Origin of the sequence: Pseudomonas sp. MG-9 (genome assembly GCF_018729515.1) — a bacterium.
GTDB lineage: Bacteria > Pseudomonadota > Gammaproteobacteria > Pseudomonadales > Pseudomonadaceae > Aquipseudomonas > Aquipseudomonas serboccidentalis.
In genome coordinates, this window is record NZ_JAHHZH010000012.1 from 147,124 (window position 1) to 164,550 (window position 17,427).

The window sequence follows — 17,427 nt, forward strand, 5'->3', positions numbered from 1 at the left end:
ACGCTGCGATCTTTTGATCTTGTTTCTATAGAAGCAAAATCAAAAGATCGCAGCGTGCCGCAGCTCCCACAGGGGATTTGTGGGGTTAGAAGATCTGGGTGAACAGCCAATAGAGGCTGCCCGATAGCAGAATCGCCGCCGGCAATGTCAGCACCCACGCCATCAGCAGATTGCGGATGGTCTTCATCTGCAAGCCGCCGCCATTGGCGACCATGGTCCCGGCCACGCCCGATGACAACACGTGGGTGGTCGACACCGGCAAACCGAACATGTCCGCCGCGCCGATGGTCAGCATCGCCACGGTTTCCGCCGAGGCGCCCTGGGCGTAGGTCAGGTGGGTCTTGCCGATCTTCTCGCCGACCGTCACCACAATCCGTTTCCAGCCGACCATGGTCCCCAGTCCCAGGGCGATGGCCACGGCGATCTTCACCCACAGCGGAATGAACCGCGTGGCGTTGTCGATCTGCTGCTTGAACAATTGCAGCTTGTTGTGGGTGTCGGCGTCGAAGTTGCCGACCTTGTTCTTGTCCATCAGGCGAATTGATTCGCTGGCCAGGTACATGTCGTTACGCACGTTGCCCATGGCTTCAGCCGGGACTTTCGACAGCGAGCCATAGCCTTTCACCTCTTCGCCAATATGCCCGGTGAGGGCGGCGAGGGCGGGGATCAGTTGCGGGGTGGCTTCCTTGTTGCGCACGTAATCGGAGAGCACCGGACGTGGATCGGCGGGGGCCGGCAGCGGGGTATTTTTCACCAGTGCTTGCTGAGTGACTTCGGCGACAGCGGCAAACTGCAACGCCTGATCGGCCGGCATGGTGCGGTTCAACGCATAAGCCATTGGCAGGGTGCCGACCAGAATCAGCATGATCAGGCCCATGCCTTTCTGCCCGTCGTTGGAGCCGTGAGCGAAGGACACGCCGGTGCAGGTGATAATCAGCAAACCACGGATCCACCACGGTGGCGGGGTGTTGCCTTGCGGTGCTTTGTACAGCGCACGGTTTTTCACGAACGCACGCAACGCCAGCAGCAACAGCGCCGCGCAGCCGAAACCCACCAGTGGCGACAGCAGCAAGGCGTAACCGATCTTGGTCGCTTGCGCCCAGTCCACGCCGCTGGTGCCGTCGCGCCCGTGCATCAAGGCATTGGCCACGCCGACGCCGATGATCGAGCCGATCAGGGTGTGCGACGAGGAGGCCGGCAGGCCCAGCCACCAGGTGCCGAGGTTCCACAGGATCGCTGCGATCAGCAGAGCGAAGATCATCGCGAACCCGGCGGACGAACCGACCTGCAGAATCAGCTCCACCGGCAGCAGGGCGATGATGCCGAACGCTACAGCGCCGCTGGACAGCAGCACCCCGAGGAAGTTGAAGAAACCCGACCAGACCACGGCCACATTCGGCGGCAGCGAGTGGGTGTAGATCACTGTCGCGACCGCGTTGGCGGTGTCGTGGAAACCGTTGACGAACTCAAAGCCCAGCGCAATCAGGAGCGCCACGCCGAGCAGCAGGAACGGGGTCCAGGTGGTGACGGTGGTGCCCAGCTCGTGCATGTCGTGCATCAGGCTGTAGGCCGTGAACAGCATCCCCATTGCCAGCACGGCAAAAAACACCACGTAAGTGAAGGGGCCGGGTTTTTTATCAAGTGCAGGCCGGCCGCCGTGGACGGACGTGGGGCGGGCGGCGGTCAGGGAGGGAGTAGCCATGAGCGGACAGTCCTGAGCGAGGGAAGGAGTGTCGGCCATGATCGTTGCTAAATATTACAGAGAGACTGCGGCAGGTCAGTGTTTGGCGGATTAGTCTGACCATTGATCAGAAGGGAAATGAACAACCCCTGTAGGAGTGAGCCTGCTCGCGATGACGTTGGTACATTCAAAACAGAGGTGTCTGACACACCGCTATCGCGAGCAGGCTCACTCCTACAAGGGATCTGTGGTGGGGCACAGTAATTATTGGGGTTAGTAATCCCCGCGTTTACGAAACGCCCAGCGCCCGGCAATCACGGTAAACGTCGCCACCAACGCGACCAATATCCAGAACCCCTCCGGATCCGTTGCCAGCGGCACGCCGCCGACGTTCATGCCGAAGAAACCGGCAATGATGTTGATCGGCAGCGCCAGCACCGTGACCACGGTCAGGGTGAACAGCGTGCGGTTGCTCTGTTCGTTGAGGTTGGCGGCGATCTCTTCCTGGAGCAGTTTGATCCGTTCGCCGAGGGCGGTGAGGTCGTTGATGATCAGCGCGAACTCCTCGGTGGACTTGCGCAGCTCCTTGACGTCCTCCTTCTGCAGCCATGGCGGCGGACGGTTGAGCAGGCGCAGCAGCGAACCCGGTTCCAGCGCCAACAGCCGTTGCAGGCGCACCAGCACGCGGCGGTTGGCGCCGAGTTCGGCGCGGTTGGTCGACAGGCGCGAGGAGAGCAATTCGTCCTCGACCTGATCGACGCTCATGCTGGTCTTGCGCACGATCTGCGTCAGCACTTCACCCTGATCGCGCAGCAGGTGCACGAGCAGTTCCGACGGCGAGCGAAAGCATTCGCCGGCCTTCACCGACGAGCGCAGCTTGTCCACCGAGTGCAGCGGTTGCAGGCGTGCGCTGACGATCAATTTGCTGCGCACGCAAACCCACAGCGTCGAGACATCCGAAGAGACCATGCTGCTGAGGTTGAACACCACATCGTTGACCACCGCCAGTAATGCTGAGTCAACGTGTTCGATGCGCGTCGAGCGCGAACCTTCGTGCAGCGCTTCGAAAAATTCTTCGGGCAATTGCAGATGGCTTTTCATCCAGCGCTCGCACGCGGCGTGGGCCAGGTTCAGGTGCAGCCAGAGGAATTCATCACTGTCGCTGTCGTCTTGCAGGCAGCGCAGGGCGGTCGCCGAATCGACTTCGCGGCCACGTTCACCCGGGCGGAAACGGAAGCCGTAAAGCAAACCGAACAAATCAGGATCGCGATGACTGATATCGAGGCTGTGGTTCATGGAGGCTCGCTGCGAGGAGGCGGACGTCGGTCGCGGAATGGCAGGTTCACTGAGCCGCATCATCGCAACCGAATGTGACACTTGCGTGACGATAAAGTGACGCCAGATCAATGTCTTACCGGCGGTCGGAATTTCTTCAAGAAGCGCTCTGGCACGCCGATCACGCTTAGGTTACGTTGCGCGCGCTTGGCCATGAGCCAAGGCGCGCCGACACGGATGTCCGGCAAAATCTCACGCCTTATCGGGCGTGCCTCATCCCTGTCCTGAGTATCTTGCGATGCTGCAAAAATCCCTGAGAGCGCAAATTCTCGCCCTGCTGAGCGGCAGCCTGCTGGCGACGCTGTTGATCGCGCTGGCCTGCTTTCATTTCCTGTCCAATGGCGTGCAGAACTACAGCCAGTTGATCGCCGGCCCGTTGCACACCTCACAACTGATCGACGAGGCCAACCTGCAATTCAAGGTGCAGGTGCAGGAATGGAAAAACGTCCTGCTGCGCGGCAAGCAACCGGCGGATCTGGCCAAATACTGGAGCCAGTTCGAAGATCGCCAGCGCGATGTACAAAATATTCTCGGTGAACTGGCCAGCCAGAAAGGCATCGAGCCGGCACTCAAAACCCGCATCGAACGCCTGCGTGAAGAACACCGCCTGCTCGGCGCCGCGTACCAGAAAGGTCGCGATGCCTACGTGGCGGCCGGTGCCGATCCAACCGCTGGCGATGCCGCCGTCAAAGGCGTGGATCGCGCCGCCAGCGACCAGATGAGCGAGCTGGTGGCCGAGCTGCGCAAGCAAGGCAGCGAGCAGTCGGCGCAGATCAGCGCCAGTGCCGACAGCACCGTGTTGCTGGGGATTCTGGTGATGCTCGGCTCGGGTCTGTTGATCGGTCTGTTGAGCCTGTGGCTGGTCAACCGCAATCTGATCGAACCGATCCGCAAGCTGATCGATTACGTCACCCAATTGAGCCGTGGGCGCCTCGCTGAACGTGTCGCCAACGACCGTCACGACGAGTTGGGCAACCTTGCGGCGGCCGCCAATACCCTGCGTGATTTCCTCGCTGAGACGTTCACCCACCTGCAACGCAGCGCCAGTGATCTGGACAGCGCCAGCGGCGAGCTGAACGCGATTGCCACGACCATGGCCGGCGGCACCAACGAGCAGTTCAACCGCACCGATCAGGTGGCGACGGCGATGAACGAAATGTCCGCCACCGCCCAGGAAGTCGCCCGTCATGCGGCGGACGCGGCGCGCGCGGCCGACGATGCCGACCAGTCCGCTCAACAGGGCGAAAAGGTCATGCAGAGCACCATCCATTCCATCACCCAGATGCGCAGCGAAATCGCTAACACCGCCACGGTGATCCGCCGTCTGGAAGCGGACAGCGGCCGGATCGGCAAGGTGCTGGAAGTGATTCGCGGCATCGCCGAACAGACCAACCTGCTGGCACTCAACGCGGCGATTGAAGCGGCGCGGGCCGGTGAGGCCGGGCGTGGTTTTGCCGTGGTGGCCGATGAAGTGCGCAACCTGGCGCAACGCACGGCGGAGTCGATCATCGAGATCAACCAGATCATTCAGAGCGTGCAGACCGGCGCAGTCGATGCAGCCCAAGCCATCGATAGCGGTCAGTCACGCAGCGATGAAAGCGTCGAGCAAGTGACCCAGGCCGGCGCCATGCTCGAGCGCATCACCCACGCGGTGGAAGCGATTCGCGACATGAACCGCCAGATCGCCACCGCCGCCGAAGAGCAGACCTCGGTGGCCGAAGACATCTCGCGCAACCTCACCGAGATCACCTCGATCGCCAGCACCAACCTCAACAGCGTGCAGCGCACCGAAAGCGCCAGCCAGAACCTGCATGGCCTGTCCGGGCAACTCAATGAAGTCACCGCGCGCCTGAGCGCCTGATCGAGCCTGGGTGTACCGATTCGGCTACCGAGTCGGTACACCGTCGATCTCTAATCAGTGCGCGTGCCGCCGTAGGGCGGGCATGAAAAAGCCGCACGATCTTTCAATCGTGCGGCTTTTGATGAGCGGTGTATCAAGTGTCTTGCTTGTTGCTCAGCACCTTGCCGGTGGTGGCGTCAAAGTCCACGTCGAACTCTTTGCCATCGGCGGTTTTCAGCTCGACTTCGTACTCGTAACCGTTGAAGTGGTTGTCCAGGTCGGTGTCGGTGATGGTCGCACCCGGGTGCAGTTTCAGCGCCTCGGCGTTCATCGACTCCAGCGACTTGATCTTGCCTTCCTTCACCAGTTGCGGGATCTGGTCGACGCGGACGTCAGCCTGGGCCAGGCCAGCGGTGAGAGTCAGGGCAGCGGCGGTAAACAGGGCAGTCAAAGTTTTCATCGGTTCGATCCTTGGTTTGCTTAAGTGCGTGTTCTGTTGAAGTGGGTTCAGATTAACCACCGCAACTTAATTCACCCTTAAAAGCCCTGAATGCCAAGCGGGCAAGCCGCACCCTGCACAGAACCTGTGGGAGCGTGGCTTGCCCGCGATGAAGGCGCCTCGGTTATCGATCAGAAACCGTTGTTCTTCAACACCTCATCAACACTGGCTGCCGCCGGACGCTTGTAGAACTTCAACAGTTCGCTGGCGCGGTTGGTGAAGATGCCGTCGACGCCGGATGCCATGACTTTCTTGAAGTCCACCGGCTCATCGACGGTATACACGTGCACCAGCATGCCCTGATCGTGGGTGTACTGGTTCATCCACGGTTGCACCAGATCCGAATAGCTCTGATCGCCGCCCTGGGTCAGCTTGGCCGAAGGGCCGGTGCCGATGGCGCCCTGAGCCTTGGCGAAATCCACCCACTGCTTGAATTCAGCTTCGGATTTCGGTTCCTGCTTGCCGTAGAAAGCGTTCTTGTCCTTCTCGCCGGATTCGGCAAAGGTCACTGTCGATTTCGGCTCGATGCTGCCTTCACCGACCCACAGCAAGAGGATCTTCGGCACTTGTGGCATTTCCTTTTGCAGCAGTTCGAGGCTGTTTTTCTCGAAGGTCTGCAGGATCACCTTGCCTTTGCCCTGGCCGACGCCCAGCTCGCTTTTCGCCAGTTTCGAACCGGCCGGGCTCAACCAGCCACGGTCCTGCAGCTTCTCTTTGAGGTCATGCTCGATCCCGGGGAACAGTTGTGGCTCCTTGGTTTCGATGTACAGACCCGGCTTGTGTTTCGGGTTGGCCTGGGCGATGTCGATGATTTCGTCCAGGGTCAGGATTTTCAGCCTGGCGTAGGACGGGCGCGCGCGATCCGGGTAAGCCTTGTTGTACCAACTGCCGGCGTCGAGGGTTTTCAGTTCGGCCATGGTGAAGGCATTGGCCGGGCTGTCCTTGCGGTCCGGAAACTTGGTCGCGACGTCGGTGGTGCGTTGCAGGTTGTTGTCGTGCAGGGCGAACAACACGCCGTCCTTGCTGCGCTGCAAATCCATTTCCAGGTAGTCGGCGCCGAGGTCGCGGGCCAGTTTGTAGGAGGCGGCGGTGGATTCCGGTGCATCGAAGGACGCGCCACGGTGAGCGATCACGGCTGGATGCGGGATGCCATGGGCGGCGGCAAGCGCGTTAACGTCAGTCTGGGCGGCATGGGCCTGGCCGAGACCGAGCAGCAGGCTCAGCATGAGGGCGCTTCTGGTGAAAGTGGCGGGCATGTTCGAGTTCCTTTCGCAGGGCATTTTCAAAGACGTACCTTTTAGCAACTGAAGCGATTACGTGCTATCGCCAGACCGACATAAACGTATTAAAAGCGATTTTTCCTGCACTTTTGTGGCGCTGTTTGCAGTACGCTTGCCGGTGGCAGACGCCCCGGCAGAGGGCGCGCCGATTCCTGTGCCCTGCGTGTAAACCATCGATGATTTTTCGTGAGGTTTACCATGCGCATCACTTCCCAACTCATCTGCCAGGCCACCGACGACCTCAAAGGCTTTGTCGGCCTCAACCGCAAGACCGGTCAGTACATCGTGCGTTTCAGCGAAGATTCGTTCGGCATGGACGTGGCCGATGACGGCATCATTCCCACCAGCGAATTTGTCTGGGTGGCGGTCTCCGATACGACCATGACCTTGAAGCGCGAGTTGATTCAGTTGCTGCTGGATCAGAACATCGACGACCGGATCAACATCACCGAGCCGTTGCGGGTGTACATGAGCAAGGTTGAGGTGCCGGAGATTGTGGCGGTGCGCAGTCTGGTGAAGGGCTGAGATTTTGCGCTGACTGTGTAGGCCTCTTCGCGAGCAAGCTCGCTCCACAAGGTATGCGTTGTGCTGAAGATCACACTGGCTTGCCAGTGATGAGGCCTGTGATAGCAGCACCCAACTCACTGCCCAAACGCTGTACCTGTGGGAGCGAGCTTGCTCGCGAAGGGGCCAATCAGTGCGCCGCTGCACTCACTGCCCAAACCGATACTCCCGCTCCACCCGACACACTCGCGTCTGAAACTTCGAATACCACTGCGCGCGTCCTCGCGCCTGAATCACCCGGTGCTCGGGATGCTCGCGCCAGGCCAGAATCGCCGCCTCGCTCGCCCAGTACGAAATGGTGATCCCGACCCCGTCCTCGCCCCGGATCGAATCCACGCCGAGGAACCCCGGCTGCTGCACAACCAGCTCCATCATCCGCTCGGATGCCGCCGCGTAGCCGTTGTCACCCTCGGTGCGGGTCGAGGTGAAAATCACCGCGAAGCAAGGCTCGTTCGGCTTCATTGGCGTTGCTCCGCACACGCTTCGACGAACGCCCGCACCAGCGGCGGAACCAGCCCCTTGAGCGCCGCTCGTTCCGGTTGAAACAGCGTCGCGACAAAGAACACATGGTCGTTCAATTCGATCGCGCGTAAATCGCCTGCCGAATCATGACCCACGGCGTGTAGCCGATGGGTCAGTAACTCTCGCTCGAACTGCGGATTCACACCGAAGCGGCAGCGATAGGCTTCGTGAATCTCGGACGTTTCGTACGCCTTGGCGATCAACGAGCCTGCGACCAGATGAATGCTGTCCACGGCTTCCACCAACGAACAGGTCAGCGGCGTGAGCACCGCTCGCTGCGAATCGGGTGATGTCTCGCCATGTTCGGCATCGGCCCAGCCCAGCACGTTGCGGGAAAATTCCAGCACCGCATGCTGAAAACCGCCGCAGGTGCCGAGGAAAGGTCGCTGTTGTTCGCGGGCAAAACGAATGGCGCGCAAGGCACCCGCTTCGCTTTTGTAGGGGCTGGCCGGTACGCACCAGAAACCGTCGAAATCTTGCAGGGGGGTATCGACGTGGATTCTCTCGGTGGGCAGCCATTGGAATTGCACATCGTGGCCGCTGTGCTCGGCGATCATGCCGAGGGCAACGGGGATCGCTTGGTGCGCGGTGACTTGGGGGTCGTAATCGCCGATCAGGGCGATGCGGATGGCGCGGTTTTCCATGAGTGTTCTCTGCGCTTGTTGATTGATGGGGCTCACTATAGATTGGCGTTCACGCACTCAATATTGGCGTTTCCCCAAGTGATCAATGCAGTGACGCACTATCGACTCGACTACCCGGATCTGGCGCTGATTCTCGCTCTGGTGCGCGGAGGCTCTCTGGCTCGGGCTTCGCAGTTGCTCAGGGTAGACGTGTCGACGGTGTTTCGCGCCGTGCGTCGTCTGGAGGCGGCGCTGGGTCAGCAACTGTTCGAAAAGAGCCGCGCGGGTTACCTGCCAACCACACTTGCGCAGTCTCTCGCCGAGCAGGCCGAACGCGCCGAGCAGGCGCTGGAAGCAGCGCGGATCGGTGTCGAGCAGGGTGGGGAAGTGGTCAGCGGCACAGTGCGCCTGACCTGTACTGATTCGGTATTGCAGGGCTTGCTGTTGCCGGCGCTGGCGCAGTTCATGCCCAACTACCCGGCGCTGACCATCGAGCTGAGCACCTCCAACGATTTCGCCAACCTCAGTCGACGTGACGCCGACATCGCCTTGCGCCTGACACGTACACCGCCGGAGCATCTGGTCGGACGGCAACTGGCGAAGATTTCCTACCGCGTCTGTGCCAGTACGCGTTATCTGCAAAACGTTGATGCGACGGATCTGGCGGCGCTGACCTGGATTGCCCCGGACGAGTTTCTGCCGGATCACCCGACCGTCGCCTGGCGGCGCCAGCAGTTGCCCGGCGTAACCCCGGGTTATCGCTGCAACAGCATGCTTTCGGTGACTGAGCTGGTGCGTGCGGGACTCGGGGTGGCGGCGTTGCCGGACTTTTTGATCACCGAAGGGTTGCAGGCTCTCAGCGAACCGTTGCACGGCTACGATACCGCGCTGTGGCTGCTGACCCGCCCGGACTGCCGGGCGTTGCGCTCGGTGGTCACCCTGTTCGATGAACTGGGACGGGCGCTGCGTTTGCCGTGATCAGCGTTGCGGGTTCTGGCAGATGTGCGCATGCAGCTCGCGGGTCAGGCCTTCAATGCGTTCCGTCAGGTCCTTGGTCATTTCAGTGAGGCGGGTGTTCTGCTCCAGCAGTTCGAGCAGTTGCGCGGTGGTCTGCGCGGCCTGAGCCTGGCGCTCGCTGTTGGCCACCGCCAGCGCTTCACGGTGCTGTGCGTCGGCGTCCGATTGCGCCTTGTCCCGCGCGGCCTGACGGGTTTGTGCCAGCAGAATCAACGGCGCAGCGTAGGCGGCCTGGAGGCTGAACGCCAGGTTCAACAGGATGAACGGGTAGACGTCGAATTGCGTCACGCCCGCCACGTTGAGGCCGATCCACACGGCGACGATCACGGTTTGCGCGCCGAGAAACAGCGGCGTGCCGAAGAACCGCGCGAAGGCCTCGGCACGCAGGGCAAACTTGTCGTTGCCGAACGTGGTGTTGAGGTGGGCGTGGGGGCGATGGAAGCGCAGGTGATCGACGGGGCCGGTGGCGGGGGAGGCAGGTTTTTCGGTGGTCATGATGGGCTCGGCAGGGCTTGGGACTGAAGTCACTATAGTCCTGCCGAGCCCATCATGGCCCTTTCGCGAGCAAGCTCGCTCCCATATTGGAATGCGTTTCCCTGTGGGAGCGTGCTTGCTCGCGAAGGCTGCAACGCGGTCTAACGGCCGGATACATCCATTAGCCCGGCGCCCGCTCATTGGCAAACATGCTCACCGCCTGCACCGCTTCACTGGCGCCATCACGAATCTGCAGAATCACGCTGCCGGCCTGATCGGCCAATTCGACGCCTTGCGCCGCTCGGCCACGGGTGCCTTCCATGCTCTTGATCGCCTGGCGGGTTTCGCTCTGGATCAGACCAATCATGTTGGAAATCTCCGCTGTCGAGCCGCTGGTGCGCGCCGCCAGCTGCCGCACTTCATCCGCCACCACCGCAAACCCGCGGCCCTGATCCCCGGCGCGCGCTGCTTCAATGGCGGCATTGAGTGCCAGCAGATTGGTCTGGTCGGCAATCGCGCGGATGGTGTTGACGATTGTCGTGATCTGCTCCGAGCGTTCGCCAAGCTGTGCGATCAAGGTCGAGGACTGCGCGATGTCGTCTGCGATTTCGCGCATTTCGCTGGCGGCTTGCTGGATCACCTGGGTGCCTTGCTCGGCGACTTTCCGAGTTGCCACGGAAATGTGATAAGCCGCGCTGGCGCTGCGTGCATCCTGCTCGTGCTGTTCGACACGGGCGCTGACGTCCGTGGCGAATTTCACTACTTTGCACAAGCGCCCGGAGGCGTTGTACACCGGGTTGTAGTTGGCCTCCAGCCACACGGTCTGCCCGCGCTTGTCGACGCGCTCGAACTGGCCTTGAAACAACTCACCCTGATTCAGCCGCCGCCAGAAATCCTCGTAGGCACTGCTGTTGACCAACTCCGGCCGGCAGAACAAGCGGTGATGTTTACCCTTGAGCTCCGCGAGCGTGTAACCCATGCGCGTCAGAAAATTCTGGTTGGCCGTGAGAATACCGCCGTCGAGATCGAATTCGATCACTGCCATTGCCCGGTCGATCGCCTGCAGCTTGGCGCTGGCCTCGCTTTCCTGCTGGACCTTGGTCGTCACGTCCAGGGCGTACTTGACCACTTTCACCACACGCCCCGACGCATCCTTGATCGGGTTGTAACTGGCCTCCAGCCAAATTGGCTGGCCCTGGCTGTTGACCCGTTCGAAGGTGCCGGACTGGAACTGGCCGTTTTTCAGGCGCGACCACAGCTCGGTGTATTGCTCGCTGCGACCAAATTCTGCGGGGCAGAAACGCCGATGGGGCTGGCCAATCACCTGTTCAGCGCGGTAGCCCGTGGTTTTGAGGAAATTGTCGTTGGCACTCAGCACCACACCGTCGAGGTCGAACTCGATCACGGCCATGGAGCGGTTGATGGCCTCGAGCAGGCCATTCTGTTGGGAGATGGTGTGTTGAAGGTCGTTGAGGGCGGACTGGTGGCGATTGAAAAACATGTGAGCAGTACCTGGAAGTAGGGAAAGACGAAGTTTGTGTCCCTGTTTCCGCGCTGGCAGAGCAAATGCTGGATGAGCATTTGCCATTGACTGCAAAGTGCCAGCATCCAGGCTGGCGGACTGATCTTATACAAACTATTTTTAGTTGTACAAGAAAATGCGAGTCAGCAGGGTTGCCGGTTTTCAAAGGGTGATTGAGAGGGTGTCGTTGCACCTCGGACGGTTTAGCGCCACGCCCGGATTTATCCCTGAAATACTTTGCAGTATTTTTTTCAGGGCGACCGTCCGTCGGCTCTTTGTCGGACGTTGTCATTTATTCCAACGGGAATAATCAGCGTCACTTAAGCGTGGCAGGCGCGAAAGAGGGGCGGTTTAGAGCTGGTAACGCGCCAGAAACATCTCCACTGCCGATTCGGCCACGGCTTTTTGGGTTGCCGCGTCCAGTGGTGGCTGGCCCATGGAAATCTGCGGCCAGAAACCGAACGACTTCAACAGCCCTTGCACCTGCTGTGCGGCGAAATCCGCCTCCACAGCTTTTAGCCGGCCATCCGCCTGAGCCGCGCGAATCCACACCGTCAGGCCTTCTTCGCGCTCGCCCATACGCGCCACCATGTCTTGCGCGCGCTCCGGGGAATGGATGGTGGCAGCAATCGCCACCCGAGCCAGACCGAGAAAGTTGTCATCGGCCATCATCTGCAGCTTAGCCAAAAGCATCTGCTGCAATTGCTCGCGCAGTGGCTGATCCGCGCGATAGGCCACGGCCTGTTCGGCGGTGATGCGTGCCCAGAGTTGATTGAGAATTTCGGCGAACAGCTCTTCCTTGCTGGGGAAGTGGTTGTACACCGTGCGCTTCGACACCCCGGCGGTGGCCGCGATCTTGTCCATGCTGGTGATCTCGAAACCGTTGGCACGGAATTCGGCAATCGCCGCCTGAATAATGGCTTCGCGTTTGCGGTCGGTGAGGCGCTTTGGAGCTGTCATAAGTACGCTTCGGCAGGAAAAAGGTGAAATTACACTTGGAAGTTTACTTGTCATCACGTTTCATGCAACCTAGAAACTACACCGTCCAGTGTAATGTTGCGTTAATCCGCGCAACCTAAAAAACAGTCGTTCGGCCTATGCGTGCAGCTTTGGCCATTTATCGTCCCACCGTGAAAAACCGCGAATTGCGCGGTTTTTCTGGAGTCATTCAGTCATGGCCAATCCAGAGTTCTCTGCGGATCAAACTTCCACGCCTGAAGCCTCTCGCCAGGATCAAGGGCTGTTTCGTAACCATGCGCCGGTGCAGCGCGAAGGCTTTCGCAAAATGCTGCGAATCATGTGGAACATGATCTTCCACAAACCGCGCAATACGCGTCCGACCGCCGCGATCCCGGTACAACCGCTGACGCAGGAAGACCTGCTGGCAGCGCCTGATCACAGCGTCTACCGTCTCGGTCACTCGACCCTGCTGCTGAAGATGCGTGACAAGTTCTGGATTACCGATCCGGTCTTCGCCGAGCGCGCCTCGCCCGTGCAATGGGCCGGCCCGAAACGCTTCCACCAGCCGCCGATCAGCATCGACCAGTTGCCACCGATCGAAGCGGTGATCCTGTCGCACAACCACTACGACCACCTCGATTACGAAGCGGTGCTGAAACTGGCGGCCAAGACCAACTACTTCCTGACCCCGCTGGGCGTCGGCGACACCCTGATCAAATGGGGCATCGACGCCAGCAAAGTCCGCCAATACGACTGGTGGGAGGGCGCCGAAATCGCCGGCATCCGCTTCGTCGCCACCCCGTCGCAGCACTTCTCCGGCCGTGGCCTGTTCGACGGCAACAGCACGCTGTGGGCCTCGTGGGTGATGATCAACGACGACACGCGGATCTTCTTCAGCGGCGACAGCGGCTATTTCGACGGCTTCAAACGCATCGGCGAGCAGTACGGCCCCTTCGACCTGACCCTGATGGAAACCGGCGCCTACAACGTCGAATGGCCACACGTGCACATGCAACCGGAAGAAACATTGCAGGCCCACATCGACCTTAAGGGCCGTTGGCTATTCCCAATCCACAACGGCACGTTCGACCTGGCGATGCATGCCTGGCATGAACCGTTTGACCGGATTCTGGCACTGGCTTGGGAACGCAGCGTTTCGATTACCACGCCGCAGATGGGCGAGGCGTTTAATTTGGCCCAGCCCAAGCGTGGACAGACGTGGTGGCTTAATTTGGAACATGAAGTGTCGGAAAATTCCTCTTCTGCCTGTAGCGGCTACAAGTCAGGATGACTTTTCCTACCATTTGAGGGGTATGGGGCTGACAGCTGTTTCCTTCGTTCTCGGTAGGCTTGGTCGCGAGTGAATGACTCACTCGTGACTAGCCTAAACAAGGACGATAAATATGAAGTACCGCATTAAACAACGAGCGAATTTGCTGGCCCGAGCCATTGTGATTGCGCTGGTGGCGCCAAACATTGCTGGCGCAGCCGATGCGCTTGAATACACGAGCGCCAGTGAACTCAGCAGAATGATGACCAGCAACGAACTGACCGCGGTCACGCTGGTCGAGCATTTGACGGCTCGTATTGCGATGCTGGACAAGCAAGGGCCATCCCTTAACGCAATCATTGAGCTGAACCCTGATGCGATCGAAATCGCGACGGCTCTGGACAGGGAGCGCGCTTCAGGCCAGATCCGCGGTCCGTTGCACGGTATTCCTGTCTTGCTCAAGGACAATGTCGATACGGCTGACAAGATGCAAACCAGCGCTGGCTCTTTGGCCATGGTGGGGCAGTCAGCGGCGAAAGATGCGTTTATCGTTAAACAACTGCGCGCAGCCGGTGCAATCGTGTTGGGCAAAACCAACATGAGCGAATGGGCCAATGTGCGTGACATGACGCTGCCCCATGGCTGGAGCGGACGTGGCGGCCAAAGTAAAAATCCTCATGTGCTGAGCGCCGGGGTCTGTGGCTCCAGCGCGGGGTCGGCGGTTGCCGTTGCGGCGGGTTTTGCGCCACTCACGATCGGTACCGAAACCAACGGCTCGATTACATGCCCGGCAACGGCCAATGGTGTGGTGGGTGTCAAACCGACGCTAGGATTGTTCAGCCGATCGGGCGTGGTGCCCATTACTCGTCTGCAAGATACACCCGGTACGTTAACCCGCACGGTGATGGACGCCGCGCTGATGTTCAACGCGCTTCAAGGTGTCGATGTTGCCGATGCCGCCACCACAGACGCGCCTGCCGGTATCGATTACACCGCATTACTTGCCAGGGATGCCTTGAACGGCAAGCGCATTGGATACCCTGTCGCCTACGCGGGAACCTACGGCGTGCCGCTGACCCCCAGCTTTGAATTCCTGATGGCAATGGCCAACATGCAGGAGCAGGGTGCGACCCTGGTTCCGTTGACGATTCGCATGCCCGACATGGATGGCTACTTTGACGCACTGATGGGCGGCATGAAGCATGAACTGCCGGAATACTTCGCCAGCCGCACTGGCTTGCCTGTTCAGTCGTTGCAGTCGTTGATTGAATTCAACCGGATTAATCCCGGCCATGAAGGCTACGGCCAGGCAATGCTCGAAGCGATAGAGGCTTCGACCACGACAGCGCAGGAAGCGGCCGCGATCATCGAAACCCTCCGCGCAAATTTCAAAGAGGCCATCGACGAGCAACTGCGTGAACACAATCTCGACGCGCTGGTTTCCGAGGACGACGGCTATTCGCAGTTTTCTGCCGCCGTCGCGGGTTATCCAGCGATCACCTTGCCATCGGGCATGAGGGCTGACGGCATGCCGACCTCGGTTTTCTTTTTCGGCACACGCTGGAGCGATCCGCAATTGCTGGCCATGGCTTACAGCTATGAGCAAGAATCGGCCGAGCTCAAGCACCCGGCATTCAAATAACGCTACTGCCATAGAACGGCGTCGCTCTCACGGGCGATGCCGTTCTGTCAAACGCGTGATGATTCAATCGGCCATCGCGAAATCTTCGCGATCCACCCGGTGTGGCGTAACCCCTTGCACATTCATGCCACGCCCCGGCGCAAACCCCGGAAAAAACACCAGCCCCTGCGCCTCAAGCCGATAAGCCAACGCCAACCGCGCCGCATCCGTCACCTCTTGCTGCGCCTCGAAGCGTTGGATGTCGTCTACCGCCACCTCCGCCTCGCGTGACAGCTGTTCCACGCTCCAGCCAAGCATCGCTCGGGCCTGGACGCAGTGCGTCGGGGTGAACTGGAAAAGGGCAATGCGTTCGAGGATGTGGTTCATCGCAAGAGAGGCCATGGTGTGCTCCGGGCTCAAGAGTGCTGATTGAAAATGTACTGTGTTTTTGTACAGTTGTTTTCGGCCGGGATCAAACGCATTTTTTGATTTGCCCTAGTTCGCCGCCTCCAACCAGACGGACGGTGCCTGTCCGAGGATGCGCCGGAACATCGTCGAGAACGCCGCGGGGCTCTCATAACCGAAGTCCAGGGCGATCCGCGTCACCGCTTCACCGGCCGCCAGCCGTGCCAGTGCCAGCACCACGCAGGCCTGTTGCCGCCATTGGCTGAAGCTCAGCCCCGTTTGCTGGCGAAACAGTCTGTTGAAGGTGCGCAAGCTTATGTGCAACTGCCCGGCCCAGTGTTGCGGCGACTGATGGGCGTTCGGTTGATGCAGAAAGCTCTGACACAAAGCCAGGAGCTTTCCGTCAGTCGGCAGTGGAATGTGCAAGGGCAGGGGCACGCTGCCCGCCAGTTCATGCAGCAACAGCTCGATCAGCACACCATCGCGTCCGTTGAGGTCATAGGCCTGCGGCACTTCCACAGCCTCCATCAACAAGTGCCGCATCAACGACGAAACGCTGATCACCTGGCAGCGCTGCCCCAAGTCCACCGTCCCCGGCTCGATGTACAAGCTGCGCGTGCTCACCCCCAGCATCAACACCTCATGCGCCACCCCCGGCGGAATCCACACCGCCCGTTGCGGCGGCACCACCCAGTTGCCGTCATGGGTGCGGACCTGCATCACTCCGGTCGCGCCGTACAACAGCTGCGCCCGCCGATGCGTATGAAATGGCAACAGATGGCCGTGGGAATAATCCGTACCGATCGCCACCACCGGGCGTGGCGTGTCATCCAGCAGATTGATCGAAACATTGCGCATCGAGCGTTTCCCGGTAGTTGGCGTAAACGCAAACATTATTGGCTGAGTTGCTGAAGCAGGCCAAGTCGCGCCGCTCTATCGTCGACTGCTCCCCATCACCGGAAGACGTGCCATGTTTTACCTATTACTGACCCTCTTCGGCTGCCTGACCGGCGTCACCGCCGTGCTCTTCGGCTTCGGCGGCGGCTTCGTCGTCGTGCCGCTGCTCTACCGCCTGCTCACCGCCAGCCACGGCGCCGACGACCCCATCGGCCAATCGGCAATGCACATCGCCGTCGCCACCTCGACCTGCGTAATGATCGTCAACGCCCTGATCGCCACCGACAAACACCGCCGCGCCGGCAACCTGATCCGCCATTACCTATGGCCACTCGGAGGCTTCATCGCCCTCGGCGCGATCATTGGCGCGATAGCCGCGGTGTGGGTCAGTGGCGACGTCATTCGCTACGCCTTCATCACCTACCTCGGCGTGACTATCATCGACTGCCTGCTCAGACGCGGCTTTCTCACTCGCACCGAAGGCGTCATCCCACGCCGACTCAGCAGTACAGAAACGTATGGCGGCGGTGTAGGCATCGGCGCCATCGCCACGTTCCTCGGCGTAGGAGGAAGCGTCATGACCGTGCCGCTGTTGCGTCGGTGCGGGCTGAGCATGTCGCAAGCCACGTCCATGGCTAACCCATTGAGCGTGCCGGTGGCAGTGGCCGGAACGTTGACCTACATGGCACTGGCCGGTTTCAGCGAAACGGATCTGGGCGCGTGGTTTGTCGGTTATGTGGATCTGCTGGCGTTTGCGGTGTTGACGCTGGGGTCGTTGCTGGGGATTCGAATGGCCACGCCGTGGATCGGGCGGATACCGGATCGGGTGCATGCTTGGGTGTACATCGCGCTGCTGATCATCGTGATGCTAGGCATGCTGCTCAAGTAGAGCCTCGATTCCTGCGCGCATCCTCTGC

General features: G+C 60.3%; 17 protein-coding genes and 1 pseudogene. 6 read left to right on the forward strand and 12 right to left on the reverse strand.

Translation table 11 applies throughout. From position 1 onward, the window contains the following. Positions 1 to 85: 85 nt before the first annotated feature. Together KKQ10_RS26540 and KKQ10_RS26545 are read right to left on the reverse strand one after the other, a co-directional pair. A complete protein-coding gene (locus KKQ10_RS26540) occupies positions 86 to 1,702 on the reverse strand; it encodes an inorganic phosphate transporter (protein WP_127651321.1) in 1,617 nt (538 codons plus the stop codon). A gap of 252 nt (positions 1,703 to 1,954) precedes the next feature. Then, complete coding sequence (locus KKQ10_RS26545) at positions 1,955 to 2,977, reverse strand: transporter (RefSeq protein WP_047599633.1); 1,023 nt, start codon at positions 2,975 to 2,977, stop codon at positions 1,955 to 1,957. 277 nt (positions 2,978 to 3,254) lie between these two features. Between KKQ10_RS26545 and KKQ10_RS26550 the strand changes: the two genes are divergently transcribed. Continuing rightward, on the forward strand, positions 3,255 to 4,877 hold the full coding sequence (locus tag KKQ10_RS26550) for a methyl-accepting chemotaxis protein (protein WP_215502785.1): 1,623 nt from the start codon (positions 3,255 to 3,257) through the stop codon (positions 4,875 to 4,877). A gap of 133 nt (positions 4,878 to 5,010) precedes the next feature. On the opposite strand, the gene KKQ10_RS26555 is transcribed toward KKQ10_RS26550, so the two are convergent. Together KKQ10_RS26555 and KKQ10_RS26560 are read right to left on the reverse strand one after the other, a co-directional pair. Continuing rightward, entirely contained in the window at positions 5,011 to 5,316 is a 306-nt protein-coding gene (locus tag KKQ10_RS26555) for a PepSY domain-containing protein (protein ID WP_007963131.1), read from the reverse strand. 170 nt (positions 5,317 to 5,486) lie between these two features. Further along, positions 5,487 to 6,611, reverse strand: coding sequence for a glycerophosphodiester phosphodiesterase (locus KKQ10_RS26560; protein WP_215502786.1), 1,125 nt, complete (start codon positions 6,609 to 6,611; stop codon positions 5,487 to 5,489). Between the two features lie 222 nt (positions 6,612 to 6,833). Here KKQ10_RS26560 and KKQ10_RS26565 point away from each other — a divergent pair, with 222 nt between their 5' ends. Next, positions 6,834 to 7,160, forward strand: coding sequence for a DUF2025 family protein (locus KKQ10_RS26565; RefSeq protein WP_215502787.1), 327 nt, complete (start codon positions 6,834 to 6,836; stop codon positions 7,158 to 7,160). Between the two features lie 186 nt (positions 7,161 to 7,346). Here KKQ10_RS26565 and KKQ10_RS26570 read toward each other — a convergent pair whose 3' ends face one another. Together KKQ10_RS26570 and KKQ10_RS26575 are read right to left on the reverse strand one after the other, a co-directional pair. Further along, positions 7,347 to 7,661, reverse strand: coding sequence for an antibiotic biosynthesis monooxygenase family protein (locus tag KKQ10_RS26570; protein WP_215502788.1), 315 nt, complete (start codon positions 7,659 to 7,661; stop codon positions 7,347 to 7,349). Then, complete coding sequence (locus tag KKQ10_RS26575) at positions 7,658 to 8,365, reverse strand: CTP synthase C-terminal region-related (seleno)protein (protein WP_215502789.1); 708 nt, start codon at positions 8,363 to 8,365, stop codon at positions 7,658 to 7,660. Before KKQ10_RS26575 ends, KKQ10_RS26570 begins: the two co-directional genes overlap by 4 nt. 15 nt (positions 8,366 to 8,380) lie before the next feature. Between KKQ10_RS26575 and KKQ10_RS26580 the strand changes: the two genes are divergently transcribed. Beyond that, on the forward strand, positions 8,381 to 9,322 hold the full coding sequence (locus KKQ10_RS26580; protein WP_215502790.1) for a LysR family transcriptional regulator: 942 nt from the start codon (positions 8,381 to 8,383) through the stop codon (positions 9,320 to 9,322). On the opposite strand, the gene KKQ10_RS26585 is transcribed toward KKQ10_RS26580, so the two are convergent. The 4 genes and pseudogenes from KKQ10_RS26585 to KKQ10_RS26595 form a co-directional block, all read right to left on the reverse strand. Further along, a complete protein-coding gene (locus KKQ10_RS26585) occupies positions 9,323 to 9,856 on the reverse strand; it encodes a DUF1003 domain-containing protein (RefSeq protein ID WP_215502791.1) in 534 nt (177 codons plus the stop codon). A 160-nt stretch (positions 9,857 to 10,016) separates the two neighbouring features. Continuing rightward, positions 10,017 to 10,511 carry a methyl-accepting chemotaxis protein gene (locus KKQ10_RS28900; RefSeq protein ID WP_438819876.1) on the reverse strand — a complete coding sequence of 165 codons (495 nt, stop codon included), beginning with the start codon at positions 10,509 to 10,511 and terminating at the stop codon, positions 10,017 to 10,019. A 51-nt stretch (positions 10,512 to 10,562) separates the two neighbouring features. Continuing rightward, positions 10,563 to 11,423 (reverse strand): annotated as a pseudogene (locus KKQ10_RS28905) (PAS domain-containing protein); the annotation flags it as partial. 285 nt (positions 11,424 to 11,708) lie between these two features. Further along, positions 11,709 to 12,317 carry a TetR/AcrR family transcriptional regulator gene (locus tag KKQ10_RS26595; RefSeq protein ID WP_127651329.1) on the reverse strand — a complete coding sequence of 203 codons (609 nt, stop codon included), beginning with the start codon at positions 12,315 to 12,317 and terminating at the stop codon, positions 11,709 to 11,711. 214 nt (positions 12,318 to 12,531) lie between these two features. Between KKQ10_RS26595 and KKQ10_RS26600 the strand changes: the two genes are divergently transcribed. Beyond that, entirely contained in the window at positions 12,532 to 13,608 is a 1,077-nt protein-coding gene (locus KKQ10_RS26600; RefSeq protein ID WP_215502793.1) for an MBL fold metallo-hydrolase, read from the forward strand. A gap of 112 nt (positions 13,609 to 13,720) precedes the next feature. Next, positions 13,721 to 15,229 carry an amidase family protein gene (locus KKQ10_RS26605; protein WP_215502794.1) on the forward strand — a complete coding sequence of 503 codons (1,509 nt, stop codon included), beginning with the start codon at positions 13,721 to 13,723 and terminating at the stop codon, positions 15,227 to 15,229. A 63-nt stretch (positions 15,230 to 15,292) separates the two neighbouring features. Here the strand turns inward: KKQ10_RS26605 and KKQ10_RS26610 are convergent, their stop codons facing one another. Continuing rightward, positions 15,293 to 15,610 (reverse strand): helix-turn-helix domain-containing protein, encoded by a 318-nt coding sequence (locus tag KKQ10_RS26610; protein ID WP_215502795.1) that lies wholly within the window; start codon positions 15,608 to 15,610, stop codon positions 15,293 to 15,295. Between the two features lie 93 nt (positions 15,611 to 15,703). Then, the gene (locus KKQ10_RS26615; RefSeq protein WP_215502796.1) at positions 15,704 to 16,471 is read right to left on the reverse strand and encodes an AraC family transcriptional regulator; all 768 of its coding nucleotides are present in this window, start codon (positions 16,469 to 16,471) and stop codon (positions 15,704 to 15,706) included. Between the two features lie 112 nt (positions 16,472 to 16,583). Here KKQ10_RS26615 and KKQ10_RS26620 point away from each other — a divergent pair, with 112 nt between their 5' ends. Then, the gene (locus KKQ10_RS26620; protein ID WP_215502797.1) at positions 16,584 to 17,399 is read left to right on the forward strand and encodes a sulfite exporter TauE/SafE family protein; all 816 of its coding nucleotides are present in this window, start codon (positions 16,584 to 16,586) and stop codon (positions 17,397 to 17,399) included. Positions 17,400 to 17,427: the final 28 nt, after the last annotated feature.